Origin of the sequence: Mesorhizobium sp. M7A.F.Ca.MR.362.00.0.0 (assembly GCF_004023175.1) — a bacterium.
Classification (GTDB): Bacteria; Pseudomonadota; Alphaproteobacteria; order Rhizobiales; family Rhizobiaceae; genus Mesorhizobium.
The window spans coordinates 1,765-13,351 of record NZ_RZTF01000161.1; the positions used below are offsets into that span (position 1 = coordinate 1,765).

Genomic DNA, 11,587 nt, shown 5'->3' on the forward strand with positions numbered 1-11,587 from the left:
AGGCTGACGAACTGGAAAAGCGGCTCAAGGCCGGCGCAACGCTCGATGTCATCGCCAGCGAACTGAAGCTCGAAAAGCAGACCAAGCGCGGTGTCAAGCGTGAGGCTGACGATGTCGACTTCGGTAAGGAGGGTGCGGCAGCGATGTTCGGTGTCGGCGAAGGAGGCACCGGCCTGATCCCCTCACCCACCGGAGACGGGCAGATCCTGTACAAGGTCGCCGAAGTGTTCGAGCCCGCCGGAGCCGATGCCAGTTCGGTGCCGGACGACGCGCAGAAATCCTTCACCTCCGGCATGTCGGATGACCTGCTCGACCAGTTGGTGGCGCAGTTGCAGACGCAGTACGACGTTCGCATCGACCAGGCCGCCGTCGCCCAAGCCTCGACAAGATGAGCGCGCTGAAAACCCATATCGCCAAGATCGCGACCGGTAGCGCGCTTTCCTTCGAGGAAGCGCGCGAGGCCTTCGACATCATCATGTCGGGTGACGCGACCCCCGGCCAGATCGGCGGTTTCCTGATGGCGCTGCGTGTGCGCGGCGAGACGGTGAGCGAGATTTCAGGCGCCGTCGCAACCATGCGGGGCAAGATGCTGCACGTCGACGCGCCCACCGACGCCATCGACATCGTCGGCACCGGCGGCGACAATTCTCACAGCGTCAACATTTCGACGGCATCGGCCTTCGTCGTTGCCGGCAGCGGCGTGCCGGTTGCCAAACACGGCAATCGCGGCCTGTCATCGTTGACGGGGGCAGCCGACGTGCTGGTTGCGCTCGGCGTCAAGATCGACATCTCGCCCGAATTCATCGGCCGCTGCATCCACGAGGCAGGCGTTGGCTTCATGTTCGCGCCTGCGCACCATCCGGCGATGAAGCATGTCGGCCCGACTCGCGTCGAACTCGGCACCCGCACCATATTCAACCTGCTCGGGCCGCTCTCCAATCCGGCCGGCGTCAAGCGGCAGCTGGTCGGTGTGTTCCTGCCGGAATGGATCCTGCCGGTTGCCGAGACGCTGAAGGCGCTGGGTGCCGAGCATGTCTGGGTTGCCCATGGCGACGGCTATGACGAGATCACCACCACCGGCGAGACGCAGGTTGCCGAACTGATCGGCGGCGAGATCCGCAGCTTCACCCTGACGCCTGAAGCGGTTGGGTTGCCGCGCCACAGCAAGGACGAATTGCGTGGCGGCGATGCGGACTACAACGCCAAGGCCCTGCGCGATATGCTGGGCGGTGCCGCCGGCGCCTATCGCGACACCGTGCTGATGAACGCCGGTGCCGGACTGGTTGTGGCCGGGAAGGCGACGACGCTTGGCGACGGCATCGCGGCGGCGGCGCAAGCCATCGACAGCGGCCGTGCCCTGCAAGTGCTCGACAGGCTGGTCGAGATTTCGAACGGATAACGGATAGAGCGTGTCTGACATTCTTCGCAAGATCGAGGCCTACAAGCGCGACGAGATCGCGGCAGCAAAGGCACGCGTGCCGTTGGCCGAAATCAAGGCCCGGGCAAAAGACGCCGACGCACCGCGCGGCTTTCTTGCCGCACTGGAAGCGAAGCGCAAATCCGGCGCCTTCGCGCTAATCGCCGAGATCAAGAAGGCGAGCCCTTCCAAGGGTCTGATCCGTGCCGATTTCGATCCACCGGCGCTGGCGCAGGCCTATGCCAAGGGTGGTGCTGCCTGTCTTTCGGTGCTGACCGATGCACCGTCCTTCCAGGGTGCGCCCGAATTTCTCACCCGGGCGCGAGCCGCCGTCGCGCTGCCGGCGCTGCGCAAGGATTTCCTGTTCGATCCGTATCAGGTCTACGAAGCCCGCGCCTGGGGCGCGGATGCCATCCTGATCATCATGGCCAGTGTCGACGACGTCCTGGCCAGCGAGCTCGAGGCGACGGCCTCCGAACTCGGCATGGATGCACTGGTCGAAGTGCACGACGAGACCGAGACGCAGCGCGCGCTAAAACTGTCGTCGCGGCTGATCGGCATCAACAACCGCAATCTGCGCACATTCGAGACCAGCCTCGACACTTCCATGCGGCTGGCGACGATGGTTCCGGCCGACCGCTTGCTGGTCAGCGAGAGCGGTATTTTCTCGCATGACGACTGCCTCAGGCTGCAAAAGAGCGACATCGGCACTTTTCTTGTCGGCGAGAGCCTGATGCGGCAACAGGACGTCACCGCGGCGACGCGCCTGCTTCTGACAGGCAAGGCTTTGGCCGAGGTCATCTGACGATGGTATCGGGCCTTACCCATCTCGGCGCGCAGGGCGAGGCCAACATGGTCGACGTCGGCGACAAGGATGAAACAACGCGCACGGCGATCGCCGAAGGCTTTGTCGCGATGCAGCCCGAGACGCTGAAGATGATCCTCGCCGGCAACGCCAAGAAGGGCGATGTGCTCGGCACCGCGCGCATCGCCGGTATCATGGCGGCGAAGAAGACGCATGAACTGATCCCGCTCTGCCACCCGCTGCTTTTGACCAAGGTTTCCGTCGACATCGAGCCCGACCATGCTTTGCCGGGCCTGAAGGTCACCGCACTGGCGCGCGTCACCGGCAAGACGGGTGTCGAGATGGAAGCGCTGACCGCCGCTTCGGTCGCCTGCCTGACCATCTACGACATGGCCAAAGCAGTAGACCGCGCCATGGTCATCACCGGCATCCGCCTGGTCGAAAAGACCGGTGGCAAGTCGGGTGACTACAAGGCGAGTGCCTGATGGCGCTGGTTCCTATCGCGGAGGCGCTTGAACGCCTGCTCGATGGTGCGGCGCCTCTAGCCGGCGAAAGCGTTCCCCTGTTCGAGGCTGTGGATCGTGTTCTGGCGGAACCGGTCGTGGCACTTCGCACCCAGCCGCCTTTCAATGCTTCCGCCATGGACGGCTATGCAGCGCGCGCCGCCGACGTCACGTCGGTCCCATCCAGGCTGTCGGTGATCGGCATGGCGCCGGCTGGGCGTGGCTTCGACGGCACGGTCGGCCAGACGCAGGCCGTGCGCATCTTCACCGGCGCGCCGCTGCCCGAAGGCGCCGACACCATCGTCATCCAGGAGAATGTCCGCGACCTCGGCGGCGGCGAAATCGAAGTGACCGAGCCAACGGCGCAATGGCGCAATATCCGCCGCATCGGGCTCGATTTTTCAACAGGCGACATGCTGCTGGAAAAAGGCCGCTTGCTCGACCCGGCGGCACTGTCGCTGGCAGCATCGGCCAACCATCCTCGGGTCAGCGTGGTGAAACGGCCGCTGGTCGCCATTATCGCCACCGGCGACGAATTGCTGCCGCCCGGCAGTGATCTCGGCCCGGACCAGATCATCTCATCGAATGCCTATGGCGTCGCCGCCACCGCACACTCGGTCGGCGCCCGCGCGCTCGATCTCGGCATTGCCGCCGATCGCAAGGAGGCTATCGCCGAACTGGTGCAAAAAGCGGTCGCGGCCGGTGCGGATGTCATCGTGACGCTTGGTGGCGCCTCGGTCGGCGATCACGACCTGATCCACGACGTGCTGACCGGCGAAGGCATGACGCTCGGCTTCTGGAAGATCGCCATGCGCCCCGGCAAGCCGCTGATGTTCGGCCGCCTCGGCGATATCAGGTGCATCGGCCTGCCCGGCAATCCGGTGGCAAGCCTGGTCTGCTCGCAGTTGTTCCTGAAGCCGCTGCTGGCGCGGCTCGGCGGCCGCAATCATCGCCAGGACATACGTCCGGCACGGTTGGGCGCCGCAATGCCGGCCAATGATTTGCGCCAGGACTACGTCCGAGCCGTGGTCAGGGAAGATGACGGCGTGCTGGTGGCGACGCCGTTCGGTATCCAGGATTCCTCGATGCTGAGAATGCTGGCCGACGCCAACGGGCTGATCGTGCGGGCGCCGTTTGCCCCCGCAGCAGCTGCTGGCGAGGCCTGCGGCGTACTGATGCTGCGCTGAAGCAGAACAAGACAAACCATTAATAAAAAATGGAAAATGATCTCGGTGCTAGCCCGATATCAAGGCGCGGCTCAGTGGGTGGGCCGGATCGGCAAGGCCGTCGACAATGCTGAAATGATGCCGGTCGGGCTCGACCACGGTGCTGGTTGCAGCACCGAGGCCCGTCCAGATGTTGGCAAGCAAGGCGTTCTGACGCAGGAACTCGGCGCGCTCGCCACCACCGGCCCAACAGGTGATGCGGGCACCATCCCTGGGCCGCAGCAGCGCCGGGCTTTCAGCCAGCGCCTCATCTTCGTCGATGGCCAGAGTCGCGTTCATCTCGGTGCGCATGATCGGACGCAGATCGTGGACACCCGAAATCGAAACGACATGGCGCACGCGCCGCGCCACATCGTCCGCCAGAGGCGTGGTTGTCGTCACCATCCGGCTGGCAAGATGGCCGCCGGCCGAATGTCCGGTCAGCATCAGCGGCCCGTCGACCATTGCCGCCGCCTTGCCGATCGCCACGCCGATCTCCTGGACGATGCCGGCGATGCGTAAGTCCGGGCACAGCGTGTAGGACGGCATCGCCACGGCAAAGCCGCTGCTGACCGCACCATTGGCGAGATGCGACCAGAAACTCTTGTCGAACGCCTTCCAGTAACCGCCATGGATGAACACCACCAACCCTTTGGGCGTGGCGCTGGGGAGGAAGAGATCGAGCCGATTGCGTCGCCCATCGCCATAGGTGATGTCGAGCCGTGCCCGGCCCTGCGCCGAGAGTGCGTCACGAAACGCTTGCGCAGGCTCCACCCACGCGGCCGGCCATCGGTCGCTGCCGGCGATATTCGCACCGTTGGCATAGGCATCATCCCAATCGACGATGTGACGTTCGAACATCTGCGCCCTTCCCCAAAAACGGCATCGCTGTTCCGCTAGCAATGGCCACCGCCACGCCATGCGTCAATGCTCCAGGGCAAAAACATTTTAGGCTTGAAACAAATTTCGACTGGTGCGATCCTGCCCGTACGAACAGCCGACAATGGGAGGTCTGCTGTGCTGCCCAAACCTGCAGATGTTCACCCTTTCTGGGCGCATCTCAGCAGGTGCGATGGGCAGTACGAAGCCTCCTCAGAGCAGGACCTTAGGATCCACGACATCCGGCCAAGGCGCCTCGCGCACTGGCCGTCCAGCAGACAGGAGAGCGGCGACATGCTTGGGCCTTCAGCGCATATCGACACGTTCACGCGCGATCACCTGCCGCCGCCGGAGCAATGGCCTGAAATCCTGCTCGACGGCTTCGAGTATCCCGAACGCCTCAACGCCGGTGTCGAACTGACCGACAGGCTGGTCGAAAAAGGTCTCGGCGACCACACCGCCCTCATCGGCAATGGCCGCCGCCGCACCTACAAGGAACTGTCCGACTGGACGAACAGGCTGGCCCACGCGCTGGTCGAGAATTATGGGGTCGAGCCCGGCAACCGGGTGCTGATCCGTTCGGCCAACAACCCCGCAATGGTCGCCTGCTGGCTGGCCGCCACCAAGGTTGGCGCCGTGGTCGTCAACACCATGCCGATGCTGCGCGCCGGCGAACTCGCCAAGATCGTCGACAAGGCGGAGATCACCGTCGCGCTCTGCGACACCAGGCTGATGGACGAGATGACCGCCTGCGCCAAGGACAGCGCATTCCTCAAGCAGGTCATCGGTTTCGACGGCACCGCCAACCATGATGCTGAACTCGATCGTGCCGCTCTCGACAAGCCGGTGACGTTCACCGCAGTCGACACCGGCCGCGACGATGTTGCCCTGCTCGGCTTCACCTCGGGCACAACAGGCGTTCCGAAGGCGACGATGCATTTCCACCGCGACCTGCTGATCATCGCCGACGCCTACGCCCGCGAAATCCTGGAGGTGACGCCGGACGACATCTTCGTCGGCTCGCCGCCGCTGGCCTTCACCTTCGGCCTTGGCGGACTCGCCATCTTCCCGCTGCGCTTCGGTGCGGCGGCGACGCTGCTGGAGCAGGCGACGCCACCCAACATGATCCACATCATCGAGATCTACAAAGCGACGATCTCTTTCACCGCGCCGACTGCCTACCGCGCCATGCTGAAGGCCATGGATGAAGGTGCCGACCTTTCATCGCTGCGCGTCGCCGTTTCGGCCGGCGAAACCTTGCCTGCTCCCGTTTTCGAAGAGTGGACACAAAAGACCGGAAAGCCGATCCTCGACGGCATCGGAGCCACCGAGATGCTGCACATCTTCATCTCCAACCGTTTTGACGACATGAAGCCCGCGTCGACCGGAAAGCCGGTGGGCGGCTACGAGGCGCGCGTCGTCGATGACGAGATGCGCGAGGTGCCACGCGGCGCGACCGGCAGGCTTGCAGTGCGCGGACCGACCGGCTGCCGCTACATGGCCGATGACAGGCAGAAGGAATACGTGCGCGACGGCTGGAACCTCACCGGCGATACCTTCACGCAGGACGAGGACGGCTTCTTCCATTTCGCCGCCCGCTCCGACGACATGATCGTCAGCGCCGGCTACAACATTGCCGGACCCGAGGTCGAGGCCGCACTTCTGTCGCATCCGGATGTCGCCGAATGCGCGGTGATTGGCGCCGAGGACGCCGAACGCGGCCAGATCGTCGAGGCGCATGTCGTGCTAGCGCAGGGCGTCGCGCCCGACGCCCTCACCACCAAGCGCCTGCAGGACCATGTCAAGGCAATGATCGCGCCCTATAAATATCCGCGATCGGTAAAATTCATCGCCGCTCTGCCCAAGACCCAGACCGGCAAGATCCAGCGCTTCCGGCTGCGCACGGAGAAAATCAATTGAGCGAACCGTACGATCCGGCGTCCGAAGGCGCCCAGATGTCGTTCAAAGAGCGCATGTCCTACAGCGACTACCTGCACCTGGAGAAAGTGCTGGAGGCCCAGACGCCGCTGTCATCGGCGCATGACGAGATGCTGTTCATCATCCAGCATCAGACCTCCGAACTCTGGATGAAGCTCGCTCTACACGAGATTGGAGCCGCGATCCGTTCCATCCGCGCCGACCGGCTCGAGCCGAGCTTCAAGATGCTGTCGCGCGTTGCGCGGATCTTCGAGCAGCTGAACAATGCCTGGGATGTGCTGCGGACGATGACGCCGAGCGAATACACCGAGTTCCGCGACGCGCTCGGCCAGTCCTCGGGTTTCCAGTCCTGGCAGTATCGCGCCATCGAGTTCATGGCCGGCAACCGCAACCTGGCCATGCTCGGGCCGCACAAGCACCGGCCCGACCTGAGCGGAAAGCTGGAAGCGATCCTGACCGAACCATCGCTCTACGACGAAGCGCTGCTGCTGCTTGCGCGCAACGGATTCGACATCGGTGCCGATGCCAAGCGCACGGACTGGCGTGAGACGCGAACCGAGAATGAAGAGGTGCTGGTCGCCTGGCAAACCATTTACCGCGATCCGCAGCGCTACTGGATGTTCTACGAACTGGCAGAGAAGCTGGTCGACTTCGAGGATTATTTCCGCCGCTGGCGCTTCAACCACGTCACCACGGTTGAGCGCATCATCGGTCTGAAACGCGGCACCGGCGGCACGTCGGGTGCTTCGTATCTGAAGAAGATGCTCGAGGTGGTGCTGTTCCCGGAGCTGTGGACGGTCCGCACCCGGCTCTGACATCGTCGAAATGAAAACAGCGACGCGCGGCGGCGGAACACCCTTCGCGAACAACCGGGGACTGACTGACCATGAGTGGATTTCCTGATCTCGCCGCAGTCGAAGCGATGGATGCCACAGATCCGCTGCGGGCCATGCGCGACCGTTTCATTCTGCCGGAGGGGGTGATCTATCTCGACGGCAATTCACTGGGGGCAGCGTCTCATGCCGTTTTCGGCGAGCTGCAGCAGGCGGCAACCCAGGAATGGGCCCAGGACCTCATCCGAGCCTGGAATACGGCCGGATGGTTCGAGATGCCGATCGAACTCGGCGATCAACTCGGACGCCTGATTGGAGCCGCGGCCGGCCAGACCGTCGTCTGCGACACGACGTCGACCAACATCTACAAGGTGCTGCATGCGGCGCTGGAGATGCGGCCGGGCCGGTCGGTCATCGTCGCCGAGGGTGACAGTTTCCCCACCGACCTGTACATCGCCGAAGGGGTGGCCTCGACACGGGACGGCGTCCTGCTGCGCCTCGCGGGCGTCGACGCGCCCACTATCGAAGAGCTGATCAACGAAAACGTCGCGGTGGTGCTGGTCAACCACGTCAACTACAAATCGGGTGAACTGCGCGACATGGCGGCGCTGACGCGCAAGGCTCATGCGGCCGGAGCGCTGATCGTCTGGGATCTATGCCACACCGCCGGCGCCCTGCCCGTCGAGCTCGATCACGCAAATGCCGATTTCGCCATCGGCTGCACTTACAAGTACCTCAACGGCGGTCCGGGCGCACCGGCCTTCATCTATGCCGCGCAGCGCCATCACAGCGATATCAGCCAGCCGCTCAGCGGCTGGTGGGGCCATGCGCGGCCCTTTGCCTTCGAACGGGGGTATGTTGCCGGCACCGGTATCCGCCGCTTTCTGTGCGGCACCCAGCCGGTCCTGTCGATGCGGGCGCTCAAAGGCGCGCTTGCCATCTGGAACGACGTCGACATGGCGGCATTGCGAAAAAAGAGCGTCGCGCTGACGGAACTGTTCATCCAGCTCGTCGAAGCAAAGTGCGGCGCCTATGGCCTCACGCTGGAGACCACCCGCGACGCGACCAGGCGCGGCAGCCAGGTGTCGTTCCTTCACGATCACGGCTATCAAATCATGCGGGCGCTGATCGAGCGCGGCGTCATCGGTGATTTTCGCGCGCCATCGACCATCCGTTTCGGCTTCACGCCCCTCTATATCGGCTACAAGGATGTGTGGCTGGCGGTTCAAGTGCTAGAAGACATTCTGCGCACGGGCGCATGGAAGGACCAGCGTTTCGCCATCAAGGAAGCCGTTACCTGACGCAACGATCTCCGCGATTTGCCGTCGCCGCCCTCACTGCCCGGCGGATGACGGAGGGCTGAATTCCAGCCACAAATGCCAACAGACGTTGGCGTTTTGGCTCCGTTTCGTTCACGGCAAACGAACGTCCCGAAGATTGATATCGTCCCTTGTGGAGGTCGGCCGGCAGATGATGCCAAGCCTCGGGTTGAGGATGAGCCACAGGTCATTAACCATAATGGTTTCAATGTGAGCAGGCGCATCGCCGTGTTGGCGCCTGTCGATTGCGACCCGCTGGCAAGCCCAAATAATTTCAGCAGCCTTAACAAATTCATTAAACTTTAAACGGTTGCAGAACACAACTGGAACAGATAGTGTTTGTTCTGGGTTTGTTTTTCGATTCTGGTTTCAGGTAATCTGGGGGCCGCCATGCTGACACGCAAGCAACATGAACTGCTGATGTTCATCCATGAACGCCTGAAGGAGAGCGGCATTCCGCCATCCTTCGACGAGATGAAGGAGGCGCTCGACCTTGCCTCCAAATCCGGGATTCATCGGCTGATCACCGCACTTGAGGAGCGCGGCTTTATTCGCCGGTTGCCCAACCGGGCACGCGCGCTGGAAGTGCTGCGATTGCCGGACTCGATCGCGCCCGGCCTCAACGCGGCAAAGAAGTTTTCGCCAAGCGTCATCCAGGGCAGTCTCGGTCAGGGTGGTGCTCTTGGCCGGCAGATCAAGCCGGCGCCTTCGCGGATGCCCTCGCCCGGCAATGATGACGATGCGGTCTCCGCCGTGTCGATCCCGGTCATGGGCCGTATCGCCGCCGGTGTGCCGATCGATGCCATCCAGCATCAGACGCATTCGATCTCCGTGCCGCCGGACATGATCATGGGCGGCGCCCACTATGCGCTGGAGGTCAAGGGCGACTCGATGATCGAGGCCGGTATCTTCGACGGCGACACCGTCATCATCCGCAATGCCGACACGGCGAACCCCGGCGAGATCATCGTGGCGCTGGTCGATGAAGAGGAAGCGACGCTGAAGCGGTTCCGCCGCAAGGGCGCTTCGATTGCTCTCGAAGCCGCCAATCCGGCCTATGAAACCCGTATTTTCGGCCCAGACAGGGTCAAGGTGCAAGGCAAGCTCGTCGGCCTCATCCGCCGCTACTGAGGCGGCTGCGGGTTGGCCGCTGGCTTCTCGGGTTTCTTGAAGGGTGCCAGCCCCCTCGCCTCACGAGAGTATTTGCGATGCGTGTGCCAGGGCCGATATGGGCTGCCCACCGCGAAGCTGATTGTCGCCGGCGTGGTCGCCGATTGGCGATCGAAGAAGACCGCGGCACTGCCTTTGCGAGCCAGTTGCCGCTTGGTGATGACGAGAACCAGCGGATTGTGACAGGCGTCATAGGCGGTGGCGTCATTGATGACGATCAGCTCGGCGAAGCCACAGGCTTTCCAGGTGTCCTTGCGGTCCTCGACATAGGCAATGATCGCACCGGACATATGCCTGGCCACGCAAACGCCTGAGGAGCAATAGAACGGCGATCCCGGCGGTAGCTCAACGGCGTCCGCGACGTCGAATTGCCCATCGCTCTTGTCGAACACCTCTGGCACGACGATGGTTTCTGATGTCAGGGCGCGTTTCCAGTTGTCGACGGTGAATTCGTTCGGCCGTTCCCGGCTGACGGCAAGCTCGCCGCCACCGATCGGCAACGCCACCAGCCGGGCGTCTTCCGAGATCAGCACATCCGGCGTGCGCGTATCCGAGACGGTCAGCAAGCCTGCCAGCGCGAATGGCAGAGCAGCGAGCCGCAGCCAAGTTGTCGCCATCGTCGCGATGACCAGGGCAATTGTCACCAGCAGGACAGATTGCTGCGAAATCAGCCCAACCCCATCGACAGGCGAACGTTCGGAGATCCAACCCGATATGGCGATCATCACCGTCAGACCCTTGCCCATCAGGTAGAGGGCCGGCCAATCCAATCGAAAGGCATCAGCAGCGCGCTTGCGACAGCCAGGAACATGACGACGGTGACGATCGGCATAACCGCCAGATTGGCGAACAGGCTGAGCGGCGACACACGCTGAAAGTGCCATATGGCAAACAGCGTCGTGGCGCTGCCGGCGATGATGGAGGTCATGGCAAGGCCGGTTGCCGCGAGCACGAACTTTCGCGTCAGGAAACCGGGCATGGATCGCTTTGGGGGCGGCGGTCTTGCTTTTCCCGCGCGGTGATCGGCCCAGCCGGCATAGGCGCCGACCAGAGCCGCGGTCGCGGCGAACGACATCTGAAAACTCGGGCCGACCACCTCATGCGGCGACACCACGATGACGGCGATCGCCGAGATCGCCAGATTGCGCATGGTGAGTGCTGCTCGATCGAACAGCACGGCAATCAGCATCACCGCCAGCATGATGAAGCTGCGCTCGGCGGCAACGACGACTCCAGAGATGATGAGATAGGCCGCGATCGAGAACAGTGCGGCGAAGGCGGCATACTTCTTGACCGGGCGACGCGCGGAAAAGTCGGGAAACAAGGCGAAGGCGCCGCGCAGCAAGCCCATGATGGTGCCTGCGACCAGCGCCATGTGCAGTCCCGAAATCGAGATGATGTGGTAGATGCCGGTACGTCGCATCGCCTCATTGATGTCATCGGGAATGCCGGCGCGCACGCCGACGATCAGCGCCGCGGCGATCTCGCCTTCGGCGCCGCCGACGCTCGCCCTGATAT

At 63.3% G+C, this 11,587-nt stretch carries 9 protein-coding genes and 2 pseudogenes; 9 read left to right on the forward strand and 2 right to left on the reverse strand.

The annotated features are described in order from the left end of the window. From EOC06_RS42905 to glp, 5 genes and pseudogenes are all read left to right on the forward strand, one after another. A pseudogene (locus EOC06_RS42905) lies at positions 1–392 on the forward strand (peptidylprolyl isomerase); the annotation flags it as partial. Then, entirely contained in the window at positions 389–1,399 is a 1,011-nt protein-coding gene (gene trpD / locus EOC06_RS19630) for an anthranilate phosphoribosyltransferase (protein WP_127397779.1), read from the forward strand. The pseudogene EOC06_RS42905 and the gene trpD, both read left to right, overlap by 4 nt. Before the next feature lie 10 nt (positions 1,400–1,409). After that, a complete protein-coding gene (gene trpC, locus EOC06_RS19635) occupies positions 1,410–2,222 on the forward strand; it encodes an indole-3-glycerol phosphate synthase TrpC (protein ID WP_128308558.1) in 813 nt (270 codons plus the stop codon). Positions 2,223–2,224: 2 nt separating this feature from the next. Then, positions 2,225–2,707, forward strand: a complete 483-nt coding sequence (moaC, locus tag EOC06_RS19640) for a cyclic pyranopterin monophosphate synthase MoaC (RefSeq protein WP_127271357.1) — start codon at positions 2,225–2,227, stop codon at positions 2,705–2,707. Continuing rightward, positions 2,707–3,912, forward strand: a complete 1,206-nt coding sequence (gene glp, locus EOC06_RS19645; protein WP_128308559.1) for a gephyrin-like molybdotransferase Glp — start codon at positions 2,707–2,709, stop codon at positions 3,910–3,912. The genes moaC and glp overlap by 1 nt, the downstream gene beginning before the upstream one ends. Before the next feature lie 48 nt (positions 3,913–3,960). On the opposite strand, the gene EOC06_RS19650 is transcribed toward glp, so the two are convergent. Then, positions 3,961–4,791, reverse strand: coding sequence for an alpha/beta hydrolase (locus EOC06_RS19650; RefSeq protein ID WP_128308560.1), 831 nt, complete (start codon positions 4,789–4,791; stop codon positions 3,961–3,963). Positions 4,792–5,103: 312 nt separating this feature from the next. On the opposite strand from EOC06_RS19650, the gene EOC06_RS19655 reads away from it, so the two are divergent. From EOC06_RS19655 to lexA, 4 genes are all read left to right on the forward strand, one after another. Further along, positions 5,104–6,729: an AMP-binding protein gene (locus EOC06_RS19655; protein ID WP_128308561.1), complete on the forward strand. Its 1,626-nt coding sequence runs from the start codon at positions 5,104–5,106 to the stop codon at positions 6,727–6,729. After that, complete coding sequence (kynA, locus tag EOC06_RS19660) at positions 6,726–7,562, forward strand: tryptophan 2,3-dioxygenase (protein ID WP_127270200.1); 837 nt, start codon at positions 6,726–6,728, stop codon at positions 7,560–7,562. The genes EOC06_RS19655 and kynA overlap by 4 nt, the downstream gene beginning before the upstream one ends. Positions 7,563–7,633: 71 nt before the next feature. Next, on the forward strand, positions 7,634–8,881 hold the full coding sequence (gene kynU, locus EOC06_RS19665) for a kynureninase (protein ID WP_128308562.1): 1,248 nt from the start codon (positions 7,634–7,636) through the stop codon (positions 8,879–8,881). 408 nt (positions 8,882–9,289) lie between these two features. Further along, the gene (gene lexA, locus EOC06_RS19670; protein WP_127272195.1) at positions 9,290–10,030 is read left to right on the forward strand and encodes a transcriptional repressor LexA; all 741 of its coding nucleotides are present in this window, start codon (positions 9,290–9,292) and stop codon (positions 10,028–10,030) included. Here lexA and EOC06_RS19675 read toward each other — a convergent pair. Continuing rightward, positions 10,024–11,587 (reverse strand): annotated as a pseudogene (locus tag EOC06_RS19675) (ComEC/Rec2 family competence protein); the annotation flags it as partial. The gene lexA and the pseudogene EOC06_RS19675 overlap by 7 nt on opposite strands.